At 71.4% G+C, this 18784-nt stretch carries 17 protein-coding genes; 1 reads left to right on the plus strand and 16 read right to left on the minus strand.

All coding sequences use genetic code 11. The annotated features are described in order from the left end of the window. Positions 1–597: 597 nt before the first annotated feature. The 15 genes from tyrS to infC all read right to left on the minus strand — a co-directional run bounded on the left by tyrS (position 598) and on the right by infC (position 16804). Positions 598–1911, minus strand: coding sequence for a tyrosine--tRNA ligase (gene tyrS / locus LEL83_RS14805; protein ID WP_225559386.1), 1314 nt, complete (start codon positions 1909–1911; stop codon positions 598–600). Between the two features lie 64 nt (positions 1912–1975). Next, a complete protein-coding gene (locus LEL83_RS14810) occupies positions 1976–2674 on the minus strand; it encodes a DNA-3-methyladenine glycosylase (protein WP_225559387.1) in 699 nt (232 codons plus the stop codon). Then, complete coding sequence (gene argH / locus LEL83_RS14815; protein ID WP_225559388.1) at positions 2671–4107, minus strand: argininosuccinate lyase; 1437 nt, start codon at positions 4105–4107, stop codon at positions 2671–2673. Before argH ends, LEL83_RS14810 begins: the two co-directional genes overlap by 4 nt. A gap of 35 nt (positions 4108–4142) precedes the next feature. Beyond that, positions 4143–5336: an argininosuccinate synthase gene (locus tag LEL83_RS14820; protein ID WP_225559389.1), complete on the minus strand. Its 1194-nt coding sequence runs from the start codon at positions 5334–5336 to the stop codon at positions 4143–4145. A 17-nt stretch (positions 5337–5353) separates the two neighbouring features. After that, positions 5354–6277, minus strand: coding sequence for an ornithine carbamoyltransferase (gene argF, locus LEL83_RS14825; RefSeq protein WP_198656782.1), 924 nt, complete (start codon positions 6275–6277; stop codon positions 5354–5356). After that, complete coding sequence (locus tag LEL83_RS14830; protein WP_225559390.1) at positions 6274–7512, minus strand: acetylornithine transaminase; 1239 nt, start codon at positions 7510–7512, stop codon at positions 6274–6276. Before LEL83_RS14830 ends, argF begins: the two co-directional genes overlap by 4 nt. Then, positions 7509–8540: an acetylglutamate kinase gene (gene argB / locus LEL83_RS14835; protein WP_225559391.1), complete on the minus strand. Its 1032-nt coding sequence runs from the start codon at positions 8538–8540 to the stop codon at positions 7509–7511. Before argB ends, LEL83_RS14830 begins: the two co-directional genes overlap by 4 nt. After that, entirely contained in the window at positions 8540–9658 is a 1119-nt protein-coding gene (gene argJ, locus LEL83_RS14840; RefSeq protein ID WP_372454467.1) for a bifunctional glutamate N-acetyltransferase/amino-acid acetyltransferase ArgJ, read from the minus strand. Before argJ ends, argB begins: the two co-directional genes overlap by 1 nt. A gap of 137 nt (positions 9659–9795) precedes the next feature. Continuing rightward, a complete protein-coding gene (locus LEL83_RS14845) occupies positions 9796–10893 on the minus strand; it encodes an N-acetyl-gamma-glutamyl-phosphate reductase (RefSeq protein ID WP_225559393.1) in 1098 nt (365 codons plus the stop codon). A gap of 77 nt (positions 10894–10970) precedes the next feature. Further along, positions 10971–13463, minus strand: coding sequence for a phenylalanine--tRNA ligase subunit beta (gene pheT / locus LEL83_RS14850; protein WP_225559394.1), 2493 nt, complete (start codon positions 13461–13463; stop codon positions 10971–10973). Then, complete coding sequence (pheS, locus tag LEL83_RS14855; RefSeq protein WP_198656788.1) at positions 13463–14503, minus strand: phenylalanine--tRNA ligase subunit alpha; 1041 nt, start codon at positions 14501–14503, stop codon at positions 13463–13465. Before pheS ends, pheT begins: the two co-directional genes overlap by 1 nt. A 54-nt stretch (positions 14504–14557) precedes the next feature. Continuing rightward, positions 14558–15415 (minus strand): TrmH family RNA methyltransferase, encoded by an 858-nt coding sequence (locus LEL83_RS14860; protein ID WP_225559395.1) that lies wholly within the window; start codon positions 15413–15415, stop codon positions 14558–14560. 65 nt (positions 15416–15480) lie between these two features. Further along, the gene (gene rplT / locus LEL83_RS14865; RefSeq protein ID WP_017887975.1) at positions 15481–15864 is read right to left on the minus strand and encodes a 50S ribosomal protein L20; all 384 of its coding nucleotides are present in this window, start codon (positions 15862–15864) and stop codon (positions 15481–15483) included. Positions 15865–15891: 27 nt separating this feature from the next. Beyond that, positions 15892–16086 (minus strand): 50S ribosomal protein L35, encoded by a 195-nt coding sequence (gene rpmI, locus LEL83_RS14870; protein ID WP_056120818.1) that lies wholly within the window; start codon positions 16084–16086, stop codon positions 15892–15894. A 61-nt stretch (positions 16087–16147) separates the two neighbouring features. After that, complete coding sequence (gene infC, locus LEL83_RS14875; protein ID WP_198656790.1) at positions 16148–16804, minus strand: translation initiation factor IF-3; 657 nt, start codon at positions 16802–16804, stop codon at positions 16148–16150. Between the two features lie 285 nt (positions 16805–17089). Here infC and LEL83_RS14880 point away from each other — a divergent pair, with 285 nt between their 5' ends. Next, the gene (locus LEL83_RS14880) at positions 17090–17446 is read left to right on the plus strand and encodes a DUF1844 domain-containing protein (protein WP_198656791.1); all 357 of its coding nucleotides are present in this window, start codon (positions 17090–17092) and stop codon (positions 17444–17446) included. A 78-nt stretch (positions 17447–17524) separates the two neighbouring features. On the opposite strand, the gene LEL83_RS14885 is transcribed toward LEL83_RS14880, so the two are convergent. Then, complete coding sequence (locus LEL83_RS14885) at positions 17525–18781, minus strand: phosphotransferase (protein WP_225559396.1); 1257 nt, start codon at positions 18779–18781, stop codon at positions 17525–17527. Positions 18782–18784: the final 3 nt, after the last annotated feature.

An 18784-nucleotide genomic window follows, 5' to 3' on the forward strand; every position in this document is an offset into this window, starting at 1 on the left:
CTGAGCCAGGATCAAACTCTCCGTAAAAAATTACAACCAACACCCGAAAGCGTCAGCGAGTTGATTCTGACTGTCGACTGTCTACTGACAATCTTCAATCCAAAAGGAATTGTCTCAAACCCAGCCAGAAGGCCAGGCACGAGGTCAATAAAATTGGCATTGACAATGTGCACGCTGTTGAGTTCTCAAGGACCAGACGCACTTGCTCCTCGGCTCGAGTTCGAGCTTCAGCCACAAGGCTTGTGTACTTGGCTTGCCACCGGTCGTTCGTCGGACCCGGAGGTCCAGTGGCTCATCCCGAGGGGAGAGAACCGGTGGGCTTGTCATCCTAGGCGTCGAAGCGATCCGGCGCAAGGCCCGATCTGAACTTCAGTGGAGGATGGTCCCGCTTGAGGGCCGGCGTGCTCTGGGCTTTCGCTCCAGCCGCTCCGCCGCACCTTTGGGGTGACGAGTAAGAACTATACGCAGCCCTGAGCGAGTGCGCCAAGCCTGCCCCCATCCCGGGCGTGTCGCGTTGTGCAACACGCGTCGCCCGCACGCAGCGATGCCCGGTTCCACAGGGGAACCGGGCATCGCGAGGGGTCGAGGAAACGGTGATCAGCCGAGCGTCACACCGGCCAGGGTCTTCTTGCCCCGGCGCAGCACGAGCACTCCCCCGGGCAGGGCGAGGTCGGACAGCGGGGCAGCCGGGTCGTCGGCTCGGACGTTGTTGACGTACACGCCGCCCTGGTCGATCGCACGACGGGCCTCGCCGAGGGACTTCACGAGTTCGGTCTCCACGAGCGCCCGCGCCACGTCGGCACCGGGATCGATCGTCGCCGAACCGGGCAGTTCCGCGATCGCGGACCGCAGGGTGTCCGGGTCGAGCGCACCGAGGTCCCCGTTGCCGAACAGCGCCGCCGCGGCATCGATCGCCGCCTGGGTCGCGGCGACCCCGTGCACGAGCGAGGTGACCTCGAACGCCAGGGTCCGCTGGGCCTCCCGTCGGAAGGGCTCGTCGGCGACGGTCTGCTCGAGCCGTTCGATCTCGGCCCGGGTCAGGAACGTGAACTCGCGGAGGCGTGCGACCACGTCGGCGTCCGCCGTGTTGAGCCAGAACTGGTAGAGCGCGTACGGCGACGTCATCTCGGCGTCGAGCCAGATCGCGTTGCCCTCGCTCTTGCCGAACTTCGTGCCGTCGGCGTTGGTGATCAGGGGCGTGCCGAGGGCGTGGACCGTCGCCCCCTCGGAACGACGGATGAGCTCCGTGCCGGAGGTCAGGTTGCCCCACTGGTCCGACCCGCCGGTCTGCAGCGTGCACCCGTACTGCCGGAAGAGCTCGCGGTAGTCGAGCCCCTGCAGGATCTGGTAGCTGAACTCGGTGTAGCTGATCCCGGCGTCGGAGCTCAGTCGGGCCGCGACCGCGTCCTTCTTGAGCATCGAGTTGACGCGGAAGTACTTGCCGACGTCGCGCAGGAAGTCGATCGCCGACATCGGCGCGGTCCAGTCGAGGTTGTTCACCAGGCGGACGCCGTTGTCGCCGTCGGGGCTGAGGAACCGGGACACCTGGACCTGCAGCCGGGACACCCACTCGGCCACGGTCTCCGGGGTGTTCAGCGTCCGCTCCGCCGTGGGGCGGGGATCACCGATGAGCCCGGTCGACCCGCCCACCAGCGCGAGTGGCTTGTGTCCGGCGAGCTGCAGCCGGCGCATGGTCAGGAGCTGCAGGAGGTTGCCGCAGTGCAGCGACGGCGCGGTCGGGTCGAAGCCGCAGTAGTACGTGATCGGATCACCGTCGAGGGCCGCCTGCAGCGCGGCCTCGTCGGTCGAGACCTGCACCAGGCCACGCCACCGCAGTTCGTCCCACACCGAGTCGAAGGTGGGATCGTTCTGCTGGCGCGTCAGGACGTCGTGGGCGGGAGCACTGGACACCCCGCCATCGTAGCGGCGACGGACGTCCGGCAGGCGCGCTCTGCCGGGAGGCCCGTGGTCGCGTTCACGAGTCGACGGCGCCCTTGTGCCGTCGGTACGCCGAGACCGTCGGGTCGCCCGTCAACCAGAAGCGCCAGGGGTACCGCACCCCGCCGGCGATGCCGCCGACGCCGGTGCGCGGCCCGCGCGAGATGCGCGGCACCGGACCGCCCCCGCCGGGGGCGGGGACGGTCTCGGACAGGAGCGCGTCGATCACGGGAGCCGGACCGGCGGAGGCGATCCGCGCCTCCAGACCGGGTGCCAGGGTGAGCACGAACGGGCCGGAGCCGTCGAGCAGTGACGTGCCGTCGTCCTCGCCGAGGACGGCCCCGAGGGCGCCGCCGAGGTTGCCGGGCCCCCGCGCCAACGCGACGTCGGCGACGGCCGGGCCACGACGCGCTCGTGCCACGTCGAGGCCGTCGACCACCTCCGCACCGCGGAGCAGCGATCCCGACGACGTCCCCACTGGTCCGCTCACCACGTTGACGCACGTGTGGATGCCGTACGACCGGTAGGCGTACAGGGTCCCGGGCGGTCCGAACAGGTGGCGGTTGCGTGCCGTCGGCCCGCGGTGCCCGTGCGAACCGGGGTCGGTGGCGCCGGAGTAGGCCTCGACCTCGGTGATGCGCAGCGTCACGCCCCGGCCGGCGATCGTCGCACCGAGCAGGGCCGGCGCGGCGATCGGGGCCACCTCGGCGAGGAGGGCGTCGATCCCGGCGGTCATCGGGAGAAGGGCGCGCCCTCGGCCAGGTCGTGCACACGCCGCGTGAGCGCAGCGAGCTGCTCGGCCACACGGTCGGGAGCCGTGCCACCGACGCCGGAACGCGACGCGACGCTGCCCTCGATGGTGAGCACGCCGCGGACCTCGGGCGTGAGGTGTTCGGACACCGCGCGGTACTCGTCGTCGGTGGGCTGGTCGAGCTCGAGCCCGCGCTCCTCGCAGTACCGGACCAGCGCGCCGGAGACCTCGTGGGCGTCGCGGAACGGCACGCCCTGGCGGACCAGCCACTCGGCGACGTCGGTGGCGAGCGAGAAGCCCTGCGGGGCGAGCTCGGCCATCCGCTCGGTGTCGAAGGTCAGTGTCGCGATCATGCCGGTGAAGGCGGGCAGCAGCACCTCGAGCGTGGCGACCGAGTCGAAGATCGGCTCCTTGTCCTCCTGCAGGTCGCGGTTGTAGGCGAGCGGCAGCCCCTTGAGGGTCGCGAGCAGGCCTGTCAGGTTGCCGATGAGCCGACCGGACTTGCCGCGCGCGAGCTCGGCGATGTCCGGGTTCTTCTTCTGCGGCATGATGCTCGAGCCGGTCGAGAACGCGTCGTGGAGCCGGACGAAGCCGAACTCCTTCGTGTTCCAGAGGATGACCTCCTCCGACAGTCGCGAGACGTCGATGCCGATCTGCGCCAGGACGAACGCGAACTCGGCGACGACGTCACGGGCGGCGGTCGCGTCGATCGAGTTGTCGGCCGGGCGGTCGAACCCGAGCTCGGCAGCGATGGCCGACGGGTCGAGACCGAGCGAGCTGCCGGCCAGGGCACCGGCACCGTACGGGCTGACGCTCGCGCGTCCCGCCCAGTCGCGGAGCCGCTCGAGGTCGCGGACCAGGGGCCATGCGTGCGCGAGCAGGTGGTGCGCGAGGAGCACGGGCTGTGCGTGCTGCAGGTGCGTGCGCCCGGGCATGATCGCGTCCGGGTGCTCGGTCGCCTGCTGGGTGATCGCGTCGACGAGGTCGATCACGAGCCGGCCGATGCGCCGCCCGTGGTCGAGCATGTGCATGCGACCGAGCGTGGCGATCTGGTCGTTGCGGCTGCGGCCGGCGCGGAGCTTGCCGCCGAGCTCGGGGCCGAGGTCGGCGATGAGCAGGCGTTCCAGTGCGCCGTGGACGTCCTCGTCGGTGTCGTCGGGCTGCAGCGTGCCGTCGGCGTGCGCGGCCTCGAGCCGGTCGAGGCCGGCGAGCATGCGCTCGAGTTCGTCGGCCGTCAGGTAGCCGGCGGTGTGGAGCGCGCGGGCGTGGGCACGGGAGCCGGCGATGTCGTAGGGGGCGAGCTGCCAGTCGAAGTGCGTCGACTTCGAGAGCGCGGCGAGGGCGGCGCTCGGGCCGTCGGCGAAGCGGCCGCCCCACAGGGCACCGGTGTTGGTGGCGTCGGTCTTGTCGTCGGTCATGTCGTCCTGCGTCGTTCGGTGGTGCTGGATGAGGGTCAGTTCGCGGCGTCGCGGCGGGCGGTGATCCTGCCGGGCAGCGACCAGAGCTCGGTGAAGCCCCTGGCCGGGGACCGGTCGGGCTCGTCGCCGGCCTCGGACGTCGCCAGGTCGAAGTCGTACAGGCTCTGCTCCGACCGGCGGCCCGTCACGGTGGCACGACCACCCTGCAGCCGCAGCCGGACGTCGCCGGAGACGTGCTGCTGGGTGTGCTCGAGGAAGGCGTCGAGACCGCGCTTCAGGCCGCCGAACCACAGCCCGTCGTAGACCAGGCCGGCCCACTCCGCCTCGACACCGCGCTTGTAGCGGAGGACGTCGCGCTCCAGGGTCAGGCTCTCGAGCTCCTCGTGGGCGGTGATGAGCGCGATGGCCGCCGGGGCCTCGTAGACCTCGCGCGACTTGGTGCCGGTGAGGCGGTCCTCGACGACGTCGATGCGTCCGACGCCGTGCTTGCCCGCGACGGCGTCGAGCTCCTGCACGAGCCGCAGGACGCTGAAGCGCTGGCCGTCGAGCGCCACGGGGACGCCGCGGTCGAAGGTGATCGTCACCTCGTCGGCCTGCTGCGGGACGGCCGGGTCGTGCGTGGAGGCGTAGAGCGCTTCGGCGGGGGCGCTCCACGGGTCCTCGAGGGACGCGGACTGTACCGAGCGGCCCCACAGGTTCTGGTCGACCGAGTGGTGCGAGGACTCGACGTGCGGGACCGGGAGCCCGCGCTCCTGTGCGGAGGCGATCGCCCGGTCGCGGTGCAGTCCGGGGTCGCGCACCGGCGCCAGGGTCCGGAGGTCCGGGGCGATCGCGGCGACGGCGGCCGCGAAGCGGACCTGGTCGTTGCCGACGCCGGTGCACCCGTGCGCGACGCTGTCGGCACCGAGCTGCTTCGCCGTCAGGGCGAGGTGCTTGGCGATGAGCGGTCGGCTCAGCGCGGACACCAGGGGGTACCGCTTCTGGTGGAGCGCGTTGGCCCGGAGCGCCGGCACGACGTACTCGTCGGCGAACTCGTCCTTGGCGTCGACGACGAGCGACTCGACGGCACCGCAGTCGAGTGCCCGCTGCCGGACCACGTCGAGGTCGTCGCCCTGGCCCACGTCCACCGCGAGGGCCACCACGTCCTTGCCGGTGGCGTCACGCAGCCAGCCGATCCCGACGGAGGTCTCGAGACCGCCGGAGGAGGCGAGGACGACGCGGTCAGCCACTGGTGCTCCCTGATCCGCTAGTCGTTGGCGAGCAGCCAGGCCAGCAGTGCCTTCTGGGCGTGCAGACGGTTCTCCGCCTCGTCCCAGATGATGCTGCGCGGCCCGTCGATGACGTCGGCGGTCACCTCGTAGCCACGGTCGGCCGGCAGGCAGTGCATGAAGACGGCGTCGTCGGCGGCGTGCGCCATGAGCGCGTCGTCGACCCGGTACCCCGCGAAGGTGTCCAGGCGCGACTGCTTCTCGGCCTCCTTGCCCATCGACACCCAGGTGTCCGTCACGACGACGTCGGCACCGGCGACCGCCGCGACCGGGTCGGTGACGACGAGGACGGACCCACCGGTCACGGCGGCACGGTCCTCGGCGTCGGTGACGACCTGCGCCGACGGGGCGAACTCGGCCGGGGCCGCGACGCGGACGTGCATGCCCGCCGTCGCACCGGCGAGCAGGTAGGACTGCGCCATGTTGCTCGCGCCGTCGCCGATGAACGCCACCGTCTGACCCGCGAGGGTGCCGCGGTGCTCACGGATGGTGAGCAGGTCCGCCAGCAGCTGGCAGGGGTGGAAGTCGTCGGACAGCGCGTTGACCACGGGGACCGTCGTGCCGGCGGCCATCTCCTCGAGCCCGGCCTGCCCGTAGGTGCGCCAGACGATCGCGGAGACCATGCGCTCGAGCACGCGGGCGGTGTCGGAGGGGGTCTCCTTGCCGCCGAGCTGGCTGTTGGCGGTCGAGATGATGAGCGGGCTGCCGCCGAGGTCCGAGATGCCGACGTGGAAGGACACCCGGGTGCGGGTCGACGACTTGTCGAAGATGACCGCGACGCTCTGCGGCCCGGCCAGGGGCTGCTCGGCCCAGCGGTCGGCCTTCATGCGGTCCGCGATGTCGAGGATCGCGGACTGCTCGGCCTGGCTGAGGTCGTCGTCCCGGAGGAAGTGGCGGGTCATGCGGAGGTCTCCTGGCTGGTGGCGCCCTGCTCGGCGGCGACCGCGGCCAGGCTCTGCCCGAGGATCGACAGGAACTCGTCGATCTCGGCGTCGGACACGATGAGCGGCGGCGCGATGCGGAGGCTCGACTCGTTGGGGGCGTTGATGATGAGGCCGCGTTCGAGTGCCGCGGCGTTGACGAGGGGGCCGACCGGGCCGGTCAGACCGACCCCGATGAGCAGGCCGGTGCCGCGGACCTCCTCGACCAGGGGGGAGCCGATCGCGCGGATGCCCTCACGGATCCGTTCGCCCTTGACCACGGCGCCCGCCACCAGGTCGGCGCGCTCGATCTCCTCGAGCACGGCATTGGCGACGCGGGTGCCGAGCGGGTTGCCACCGAAGGTCGAGCCGTGCTGGCCGGCTGAGAACAGGTCGGACGCCCACCCGAAGGTCACGAGGGCGCCGATCGGGAAGCCGCCGGCGATGCCCTTGGCGACCGTGATGGCGTCCGGGGTGATCCCGTGGCCCTGGAACGCGAACCAGTTGCCCGTCCGGCCGACACCCGTCTGGATCTCGTCGAGGATGAGCAGTGCGCCGTGCTCCGCGGTCAGTCGGCGTGCCGCCAGCAGGAAGCCCTCGGTCAGGTCGACCACGCCGGCCTCGCCCTTGATGGGTTCGAGGATCAGGGCGGCGACGGAGTCGTCGATCGACGCTTCGAGCGCCTCGACCGAGGTGTCGATGTGCTCGACGCCGGGCACCATCGGCAGGAAGTCCTGCTGCAGCGCGGGCTTGCCGGTGAGCGCGAGGGCACCCATCGTCCGGCCGTGGAAGCCCTGCTTGAGCGCGACGATCCGCGTCTTGGTGCCGTCCGCACCCTTGTTGAGGCGGGCCAGCTTGAACGCGGCCTCGTTCGCCTCGGCGCCGGAGTTGCCGAAGTACACGCGACCGGCGTCGCCCGCACCGGTGATGCGCTTGAGGCGTTCGGCGAGCTCGAGCTGCGGCGGGGTGGCGAAGTAGTTCGACACGTGCACGAGCTTGGCCGCCTGGTCGGCGACGGCCTCGACCAGGGCGGGATGCGCGTGGCCGAGGGAGTTCACGGCGATGCCGGCGAGGAAGTCGAGGTACCCGTTGCCCTCGACGTCCCAGACGCGACAGCCCTGGCCGCGCTCGAGCATGATCTTCGGCGGGGTCAGGGATCGCATGAGCGACGCCCCGAACCGGTCGTTCCAGGTCTGGGTCTGCGTCTCGGTGCTCACTGCTGCTGTCCCTTCTCGGTCGCGCCGGCCACGTGCTGGCCGGTGCTGCTGTCGATCGACGGCGACGCCACGCGTCGGCCGATCTCGGCGTGGGTCATCTGGTTCTCGGTGCGACGGCTCGGGTCCGGGATCACCTCGGTGCCCGCACCCCGCAGGGTGAAGACCTCGAGCAGGATCGAGTGCGGGATCCGGCCGTCGATGATGGTCGCACCGCCGACGCCGCCGACCACGGCGTCGAGGCACGCGGTCATCTTCGGGATCATGCCGGACTCGAGGGTCGGCAGGAGCTCGCGGAGTTCGTCGACGGCGATGAGGTCGACGATCGAGTCGCGGTCCGGCCAGTTGCGGTACAGCCCGGGGACGTCGGTGAGCATCATGAGCTTCGACGCACGGAGCGCGATCGCCAGCGCACCGGCCGCGGCATCGGCGTTCACGTTGAGCGCCTGGTCCGGGTGGGCGTCGTCGATCGCGATGCTCGAGACCACCGGGATCCGGCCGGCCTCGATCGCGGCGAGCACCCCGGACGGGTCGACGTGGGTGATGTCCCCGACGTGCCCGAGGTCGTACTCCTGCCCGTCGACGACCACGCCCTTCTGCTCGCCGGTGAACAGCGAACCGCCGTCGCCGAACACGCCGACGGCCAGGCCCTCGCCGTGCTCGTTCACCAGGTCGACGATCTCGCGGTTCACCTCGCCGGCCAGGACGTCGCGGACGACCGTGATGGCCTCGGTCGTGGTGACGCGGTAGCCGCCGCGGAACTCGGACTCGATGCCCTGTTCCTTGAGCGCGGCGGAGATCTGCGGCCCGCCACCGTGCACGACGACCGGGTGCAGACCGGCGTAGCGCAGGTAGACCATGTCCTCGGCGAACGCGCGCTTGAGGTCGTCGTTCACCATGGCGTTGCCGCCGAACTTGACGACGACGATCTTGCCCGAGAACCGCTTCAGCCAGGGCAGCGACTCGATGAGCGTCGCGGCCTTGACGGCGGCGAGCTCGTGCTCTTCTTCCTTGGTCAGGTCGTCGCTCATCAGCTGGAGTACGCGCTGTTCTCGTGGACGTAGTCGTGCGTCAGGTCGTTCGTCAGGATCGTCGCCGCGTGCACGCCGACCCCGAGCTCGATCAGGACGTGGGTGTCGCGCGGCGTCAGGTCGACCTCGTCGATCGGCCGGTCCGGGGCGCCGGCGTGGCAGACGCGGACGCCGTTCATGCTGACGTCGACCGCGTACGGGTCGAACTCGGCGTCGGTGGTCCCGATCGCCGCCAGCACGCGGCCCCAGTTCGGGTCGTTGCCGAAGACCGCGGCCTTGAACAGGTTGTTCCGGGCGACGCTGCGCCCGACCGTGACGGCCTCGTCCTCGGACACCGCGCCGGTGACCTCGATGGTGATGTCGTGGCTCGCGCCCTCGGCGTCCTGCTGGAGCTGCCGGGCGAGGTCCGCGCACACCGCGGTCAGTGCCTCCTGGAAGTCGCCGACCTCGGGGGTCACCCCGCTCGCACCGGAGGACAGCAGCACGACGGTGTCGTTGGTCGACATGCAGCCGTCGGAGTCGACCCGGTCGAACGTGATGCGGGTGGCGGCGCGGAGCGCCTGGTCGAGCTGGTCCGGCGTCTGCACGGCGTCCGTCGTGATGACCACGAGCATCGTGGCGAGCCCCGGCGCGAGCATCCCCGCGCCCTTCGCCATGCCGCCGACGGTCCAGCCGTCCTCGGTCACGACGGACTGCTTGGCCTTGGTGTCCGTCGTCATGATGGCCGTCGCCGCGTCCGGACCGCCGTCGCTGCTGAGGGCCGCGCTCGCCAGGTCGACCCCGCGGAGCACGTTGTCGCGGAAGGTCTGGTCGCCGACGCCGATGAGCCCGGTCGAGCAGACGACGACGTCGCCGGCACCGATGCCGAGGGCGTCGCCGACCGCTTCGGCCGTCATGTGCGTGGTCTGGAACCCGAAGGGTCCGGTGAAGCAGTTCGCACCGCCGGAGTTCAGGACGACGGCGCGCGCGACGCCGTCACCGACGACCTGGCGGGACCAGATCACCGGGTGCGCCTGGGCGCGGTTGCTGGTGAAGACCGCGGCCGCCGCGGCGTCCGGTCCGTCGTTCACGACGAGTGCGACGTCGGGCTTGCCGCTCGCCTTCAGGCCGGCGGTCACGCCCGCAGCGCGGAAGCCCGCTGCCGCGGTGACGCCCTGGCGCGACTCGCTCGACGGTGACGCGCCAGCGTCACGCGAGTCGCGCCGACCGAGCCTGCGAGGGAGGTGCTCGCCCTGGGTGGTCGTTCCTGCGTCGGTCACGGTGCGACTCCGTCCACGCTGAGGCCCGTGGTCTCGGGGAGACCGAGGGCGATGTTCGCCGACTGCACGGCGGCGCCCGCCGTGCCCTTGGCGAGGTTGTCGAGGGCACTCACCGCGACGACACGACCGGCGGCCTCGTCGACGGCGATGCCGACGAGTGCGGTGTTCGCGCCGATGGTGTCCGCGACGCGCGGGAACTCCCCCTCGGGCAGCAGGTGCACGAAGGGCTCGTCGGCGTAGGCCTGCTCCCAGGCGAGTCGCACGTCGCGCGCGCTCACGCCGGGCGAGAGCTTCGCGGTGGTGGTGGCCAGGATGCCGCGCGACATCGGCACGAGCACGGGCGTGAACGAGATCGTGACGTCCGCTGCGCCGGCGACCTGCAGGTTCTGCTGGATCTCGGGGACGTGCCGGTGGGTGCCGCCGACGGCGTACGCACTCGCCGACCCCATGATCTCGGCGGCCAGGTACGTGTTCGCGAGCTTCTTGCCGGCACCGCTCGGGCCGACGCTGAGCACCGCGACGAGGTCGTCCGACTCGACCAGGCCGGCCTGGACACCGGGCTGGATGCCGAGCGTCACCGCGGTGACGTTGCACCCGGGCACCGCGATGCGCTTCGTGCCGACCAGGGCGGAACGCTGCTTGCCCTGGGAGGCGATGTCGTCGACGTCCCGCCACTCCTCGGCGGAGCCGGGCGTGGGCGCCGCGAGCAGGAGTTCGGGCAGCCCGTACGTCCAGGCGCCGAAGTACTCGCCGCCGTAGAACCGCTCCCACGCCGCCGGGTCCGTCAGCCGGTGGTCCGCGCCGCAGTCGACGACGAGGGTGTCGTCCCCGAGCTCGGCGGTGATCGCCCCCGACTGCCCGTGCGGCAGCGCCAGGAAGACCACGTCGTGTCCGCGGAGGGTCTCGGCCGTGGTCTCGACGAGCGTCAGGTGCGACAGCGAGCGGAGGTGCGGCTGCGTCGCGATCAGGGGCTGTCCGGCGTTCGAGAACGCCGTTACCGTCCTGACGTCGAACTCGGGGTGGGCGGAGAGCACGCGCAGGAGCTCGCCGCCCGCGTAGCCGGACGCTCCCGCCACGGCGACGGATACGGACATGGGATTCCACCTTTGGTCGGACTGGTCGTCGAGGAGTCGGAGGCGGCGACCCCGGGCGGTGCTGATCCCGTCGTGGGTCAGTCGCGCAGGGTCGCCCCGAATCGCTCGCCGGCACGTCGGACTGCGCCGTCGCGGGCCTCGGTGGCCTCGGCAGCGGTCAGCGTGCGGTCCGTGGCGCGGAACCGCAGGGCGAACGTCAGGGACTTCTGTCCCTCGTCCACGCCCGTGCCCCGGTAGTCGTCCACGAGCCGAGCATACTCCAACAGGTCTCCCGCGCCAGAGCGCACGGCGTCCAGGACGTCACCGGCCGGCACCTCCGTCGCGACGACGAGCGAGAGGTCCTGGGTGGCCGCCGGGTAGGACACGATCGGTCCGACGGCGACGAGCTCCGGAGCGGCTCCGACCAGGGCGTCGAGGTCGAGTTCGACGACGGCCACCACGCGGGGCAGCACGGCGGCCTCGGCCAGCTCGGGCAGGAGTTCGCCGGCGACGCCCACGACGGTGCCGTCCACGAGCAGCGACGCGGCGCGGCCCGGATGCAGCGACGGGTGGGTGGTCTGGGCGACGGTCAGCTCGACGCCGACGGCCCACGCGATCTGGTGCGCGGCGTCGATCGCGTCGGCGATGCCGTAGGGCACGGCCGTCACGCCCGGCTGCTTCACGACGCGGTTGCCCGTCAGGAGCGCGGCGACGTGGAAGGGCTGCGCGGGCAGCGACGCGTCGAGTGCCTCGAGCGTGGCGCGGTCGGGGCGGACCGCACCGGCGGGGACGGTGTCGGTGCCGAGGGTCGCGTCGGTCTCCGGCAGGAACACCCGTGACGTCTCGTAGAGCGCGACGTCGACCAGCCCGCGGGCCACGTTGCGGCGCGCGGCGTCGACCAGCGCGGGGACACCGCTGCGGCGGAGCAGGTTCTGCTCGCTGTCCAGGGCGTTCGCGAGCACGACGCTCGGACCACCCTGCGGGTCGATGCCCGGGTAGGCGGCCTGGGTGGCGGCGGACACGAACGGCGCCGTCACCACCTCGACCAGACCGGACGCGGCGAGGGCCGCTGCGACCCGGCGGCGGGCGCGCTGGTGGACGGTGAGGCCGCGGCCGGGCGGGGCGACGGGCAGCACGCTCGGGATCCGGTCGTAGCCGACGATGCGCGCGACCTCCTCGACGAGGGTGGTGTCGTCGGTCAGGTCGGGGCGCCAGGTGGGCGGGGTGACCGCGAGCTGTTCGCCGTCGACCTCGACCGCCGCACCGATCGCGCGGAGCGTCTCGATGACCTCGGCGTCGGTGTACTCGACGCCGACGAGCTCGGCCGGACGGGACAGGCGCATCGGGACGGTCGACCGCGGCTCGGTGTCGACGAGCGTCGACCCGAGGGCGTCCGCCGTGCCGCCGGCGAGCTCGACGAGGAGCTCGACGGCACGGTTCGCAGCGGCCTCGGCCACCTGCGGGTCGACCCCGCGCTCGAAGCGACGGGATGCCTCGCTGGGGAGCTTGTGGCGCCGAGCGGTGCGGGCGATCGAGACCTGGTCGAACCCAGCGGCCTCGATGAGGACGTCGGTCGTGCTCGCCGAGATCTCGGTGCGGGCTCCGCCCATCACGCCGGCGAGGCCGACAGGACCGTCGTCGTCGGTGATGACGAGGTCTTCGGGGTCGAGCGTCCGGACGGTCCCGTCGAGCGTCTCGAGGGTCTCGCCGGCAGCTGCGCGGCGGACACCGAGCCCACCGCGGACGGTCTGCAGGTCGTAGCCGTGCAGGGGCTGGCCCAGCTCGAACATGACGTAGTTCGTGATGTCGACGGGCAGCGAGATCGACCGCACACCGGCGAGGGCGAGACGCGACACCATCCAGGACGGTGTCTTCGCCGCCGGGTCGATCCCCCGTACGACGCGCGTGACGAACGTGGAGGCGCCCACCCGACCGCGGATCGGGGCCTGGTCGTCGATCGTGACCCGGAAACCCTCGGCGGTGCGGGGCGCGACGCGGTCGACCGGGTCGTGGAAGCTGGCGCCGGTGGCGTGGGCGTACTCGCGCGCGACGCCGCGCATGCTGAGGACGTAGCCGCGGTCCGGGGTCACGTTGATCTCGACGGCGGCGTCGTCGAGGCCGAGGAGCGCGATGGCGTCCTGCCCGACCTCCGGCTCCATGCCGAGGTCGGCGAAGCGCAGGATGCCGTCGTGCTCATCGCCCAGGCCGAGCTCGCGGGCCGAGGCGATCATGCCGTCGGACACGTGCCCGTAGGTCTTGCGCGCGGCGATCGGGAAGGGACCGGGCAGCACGGCGCCGGGCAGCGTGACGACGACGAGGTCGCCGACGTCGAAGTTGTGCGCGCCGCAGACGATCCCGCGCGGCTCGGCCTCGCCGACGTCCACCTGGCACCAGTTGATGGTCTTGCCGTTCTTCTGCGGCTCGGGCACGCGTTCGAGCACCCGGCCGACCACGACGGGTCCGGTCAGGTCGAACGTGTGCACGGCTTCTTCCTCGAAGCCGACCGACACGAGTGCCGCGTGGACGTGCTCGAGGGTGACGTCCTCGGGCAGGTCGACGGACTCACCGAGCCAACGGAGTGGGACGCGCATCAGACCACCGTTCCGAACTGCTGCGAGAAGCGGATGTCGCCCTCGAGGAAGTCACGCATGTCGTTCAGGCCGTTGCGGAACTGCAGCGTCCGCTCGATGCCCATGCCGAAGGCGAAGCCCTGGTACTCGTCCGGGTCGATGCCGGCGGCGCGCAGCACGTTCGGGTTGACCATGCCGCAGCCACCCCACTCGACCCACCGCGCGCCACCCTTGGCGTTCGGCTGCCAGACGTCCATCTCGGCGCTGGGCTCGGTGAACGGGAAGTAGTTGGGGCGGAGACGGATCTGCGCCTCGGCGCCGAACATCTGGCGCGCGAAGTGCTCGAGCGTGCCACGCAGGTGCGCCATCGTCAGCCCCTTGTCGATCGCGATGCCCTCGACCTGGGTGAAGACCGGCAGGTGCGTGGCGTCGAGCTCGTCGGCACGGTAGACGCGCCCCGGGGCGATGACGTAGAGCGGGAGCTCACGGGACAGCAGCGACCGCACCTGCACCGGGGACGTGTGCGTGCGCATGACCAGGTGCCGGTCGACCGGCTCGACGAAGATCGTGTCGGCCATCGCCCGGGCCGGGTGGTCGGGATCGAAGTTCAGGGCGTCGAAGTTGAACCACTCGTGCTCGAGCTCGGGCCCCTCTGCGACCTCCCACCCCATGCCGACGAAGATGTCGGCGACGTCCTCGTTGAGGAGCGACAGCGGGTGGCGCGACCCGGTCGGGCGGTGCGTCGGCAGTGCCGTGACGTCGACCCGCTCGGCCTCGAGCCGGGCGCGTTCCTCGGCCACGGCGAGGACGGCTTCCTGTTCGGCGATCGCCCCGTTCACCCGGCCACGGGCCTGGCCGACGAGCTTGCCGGCCGCGGCCTTCTGCTCCGGCGGCACGCTGCGCATCGACGCGTTCATCCGGGCCAACGGCGACTGCTCACCGGTGTGCTCGGACCGGGCCTGCTTCAGTTCGGCGACCGTCGTCGTGGCACGGACGGCGGCGAGGGCCGCGTCCACCGCGTCGGCGACGGCCGATTCGCTGATCTCGAGAGGTTCTGACACGAGACCCAAGCCTACCGGCCCCTGGGATACCGCCGTCCTGTACCGGACGGACGCCTACGCCGTGCGGAGCGCGAACGCCGACTCGTACAGGCACACCGACGCAGCGGTCGCGAGGTTCATCGACTCCGCCTGCCCGTAGATCGGCACCTTCACGGCCCGGTCGACGAGGGCGAGGTCCTCGGCGGTGAGCCCGCGGGCCTCGTTGCCGAAGACCCACGCGGTCGGACCGTCGAGCATGCCCTCGGCCCGGACGACCGGCAGGTCGTCGCCGGAGACGTCGGCCGCGAGCACCGTGTAGCCCAGGGCCTTCGCCCGCCCGATCGTGTCGGCGAGGGTGACGCCGACCGACACCGGCACGTGGAACAGCGAGCCCGTGGTGGACCGGACGACCTTCGGGTTGTACGGGTCGACCGAGCGCCCGGTCAGCACGACCGCGTCGGCGCCGGCGGAGTCGGCGGCGCGGATGATCGTGCCGGCGTTCCCCGGGTCCCGCACCTCCTCGAGGATGGCGACCAGTCCCGGCAACGCGTCGGGCTCGTCGGACGCACCCCGGGCCTCCAGGTCGGCGTCGTCGCCAGCGCGACGGTCGGGGAAGACGTCCTTGACGGAGGTCGGGAACTGCTGGCAGACGGCGACCACGCCCTGCGGGGTGACGGTGTCGGCCATCGCGTCCAGCACCTGCTCCGTCACGAACCAGGTGTCCACCGGGGCGTCGTCGAGGCCGTAGCGGGCGGCGGCCGTCGGGGTGACGTAGAGCTCCCGGAGCAGCTCCGGGCCGTACTCCAGCGCTTCACGGACCGCCTGCGGGCCCTCCAGCAGGAACAGGCCGGTCTCGGCCCGCACGTCCTTCTTGGCCAGGGCCGCGACGGCCTTCACGCGTCCGGCACGGGGGTTCTCGAGGAGATCGCTCACGACCCAAGTCTAGGAACGACGAAACCCCCGCCGTGCGGCGGGGGTTTCGCGAGCAGAAGATCCGACTACGCGGCCTTCGGGGCCGAGGTGTCGGCCGGGAGGGCCTTCTTCGCGGTCTCGACGAGCGCGGTGAAGGTCTCCGGGTTGTTCACGGCGAGGTCGGCGAGGATGCGACGGTCGACCTCGACGCCGGCCAGGTTCAGACCCTGGATGAGGCGGTTGTAGGTCAGGCCGTTCGCACGGGACGCAGCGTTGATGCGCTGGATCCAGAGGCGACGGAACTCGCCCTTCTTCGCGTGACGGTCGCGGTACGCGTAGACGAGGGAGTGGGTGACCTGCTCCTTGGCCTTGCGGTACAGGCGCGAACGCTGGCCGCGGTAGCCCTCGGCGCGCTCGAGGATGACGCGGCGCTTCTTGGCGGCGTTGACCGCTCTCTTTACTCGTGCCATTGCACTATTCCTTTACGTTCCGGGGGCTCAGTGGCCGAGGAGCTTCTTGACGTTCTTCGCGTCAGCCTTGGAGAGGACCTGGTCCTCGTTCAGGCGGGCCTTGCGCTTGGCGCTCTTGACCTCGAGGTTGTGACGCATACCGGCCTGCTGCTTCATGATCTTGCCGGTACCGGTGACCTTGAAGCGCTTCTTCGACCCGGAGTGGGTCTTCTGCTTGGGCATGGTGGTGCCTTTCCGTGGGATGGATGGGGGGCCGCGTCGTTGCGGGGTCGGTCCGAGGGACCTACTCGGCCGGGGCGTCCGTGGACGTGGCTGCGGCCTCGCCCTCCGGCTTGCCCTTGGCGGCGTGCTCGGAAGCGCGGCGCTCGGCCTTCTGTGCAGCACGCTTGGCGTTCTGCTCGCCCTTGACGTCGGACTTGTTCTTGAGCGGGGCGATGATCATCGTCATGTTGCGGCCGTCCTGGGTCGGACGCGACTCGACGACACCGAACTCGGCGATCTCCTCCGCGAACTTCTGGAGGAGACGCACACCCTGCTCCGGACGCGACTGCTCGCGGCCACGGAAGAGGATCATCGCCTTCACCTTGTCGCCGCCGAGGAGGAACCCCTCGGCGCGCTTGCGCTTCGTCTCGTAGTCGTGCACGTCGATCTTGAGGCGGAAACGAACCTCTTTCAGGTCCGTGTTCACCTGGTTGCGACGGGCTTCCTTGGCCTTCTGAGCGGCCTCGTACTTGAACTTGCCGTAGTCCATGATCTTGGCCACGGGCGGCTTCGAGTTCGGCGCGACCTCGACCAGATCCAGTTCGGCTTCCTGCGCGAGACGCAGTGCCATGGCGATCGGGACGACGCCGACCTGCTCACCCTGCGGACCGACGAGTCGGACTTCGGGAACGCGGATTCGGTCGTTGGTACGGGGATCGGTGATGCGGAGCTCCTTCAATCAGGTGGTGGCCGTCCGGGGCGTATGCCCTGGACGACAGCACGAGAGAGGAGATCTGACGCACGGGATGTCGACCCGTTCGGCAGCCGCCCTGCATCGGGTCCGTCGGACCCGACCGGCGAGTGCAGCACGTGCACCCGCGGAGCGGTGGTGACCCGGTAGCCTGGTGGAACGCGGCCGCGGGTGGGAGAGACTCCTCTTTCGTGACACCGTCCGGACGCTCTCAGGAAGACCTGGGGGCACACGGACAGCATCTGCCGCGGGACAGCCTAGCAGAGGAGCACCGTGAGCGACACCCCGACCGACGAGGACAGCATCGGCATCGACGCCGCCAGGGACATCGCGGAGGTGCCGGCCGTCGAGCTCATCAACACCGTCGCGGTGCACCTGCTCAGTGCCGCCGCCGTGAAGGTCGGCCTGGCCGACGACCCGCAGGAGCAGACCGACCTGGACGAGGCGCGGAAGCTCATCACCGCACTCGCCGGCCTGGTGACGGCCGCCGCGACCGAGATCGGCGACCACCACGCCCGTCCGCTCCGCGACGGGCTGCGGTCGTTGCAGCTCGCCTTCCGCGAGGCGTCGGCGATCCCCGACGCCCCCGGCAAGGGCCCGGGCGAGAAGTACACCGGTCCCGTCAACTGACGGGCGTCACCACCTGACGGACGGGAGGCACGGTGCCGGCTGGCACCGTGCCTCCCGTCCGTCGGTGGGTCGCGTCGGTCAGGACCCGCCGCCGACCAGGCGTCCGACGGCAGCCGACGGGATGCCGACCCAGTCCGGGCGGTTCCGGGTCTCGTAGACGACCTCGTAGACGGCCTTGTCGAGTTCGAACGCGTCGAGCAGGGCACGGTGGTCGCCGAGGTCGACGCCCGTGCCGCGCTGGTACCCCTGGAGGAACCGCGCCCGTGCGTCGGCCGCCCAGGCCGCCGCGTCGACCGGCTCGGCCTCGTGCGCCAGGGCTCCGGCCACGTAGTCGAACGACCGGAGCATGCCGGCGAGGTCGCGCAGGGTGACGTCCGGCAGGGAACGCTCGTCGAGGGGACGCAGGGGCTCGCCCTCGAAGTCCAGGAACACCCAGCCGCGCGGGTCCGGTGCGGCGAGGACCTGGCCGAGGTGCAGGTCGCCGTGGACGCGCTGCAGGTCCGGCCAGACGGCGTCGGCGGCTCGCGCGTAGACGGCACGGATCGCGTCGGCGTGTGCCGCGACGGCCGGGGCCTCGCGCGTGGCCGTCTCGAGCCGGTCGTGCATGGTGGCGACGGCGGCGTCACGACGGGCGGCGTCCGCGGGTTCCGTCGGCAGGGCGGTCGCGAGGGTGCGGTGGACGTCCGCCAGGGCGGTGCCGAGCTGCTCGGCGCGGTCGCCGAAGGGCGTGCCGGCCTGCGCCTCCCGCAGGGCCACGCGCCAGGCGTCGTCGAGGCCGGGCAGGAACTCCTGCGCGAAGGCCAGGTGGCCGCTCGCGGTGCCGTCCGGTCGGCCGACGTCGGGCCACTCGGAACGGAGGGCGCCGTACACCCGGGGCACGCGGGTGCTGCCCGCCGCGGTCAGTGCGAGCTGCGTGGTGACGTCCGGGTTGTCGCCGTGGTGCAGGACCCGGAAGACCTTGATGATCACGCGCTCGCCGGACTCGGTGTCGCAGATCACCGAGGTGTTCGACTGCTCGCCGGTGAGCACCCGCGCGGCCACGACCCGGCCGATCGGGGTGAGGCTGTCGGTCGAGGCGTCGATGCGTGCGGCGAGCGCCGACACCCACCCGAGGTCGGTCGTGGCGTCGACGAGCGAGCCGTCGGCGTCGGTCGTCACCGGCGACTGGTACAGGACGGGGACCGCGGGGGCGTCGTCGATCACCAGTCGGGTCCCGGCGTCCGTCGAGACGGTGCGGAGCCGCGGCACGGATCCCTTCGAGGCGTACCACCGACGGTCGGCGATCCAGGTGCCGAGGTCGTGGTCGCTGGGTGCGCCGGCGTCAGGGGCGTCGATGCC

This window comes from Curtobacterium oceanosedimentum (assembly GCF_020297365.1).
Lineage (GTDB): Bacteria > Actinomycetota > Actinomycetes > Actinomycetales > Microbacteriaceae > Curtobacterium.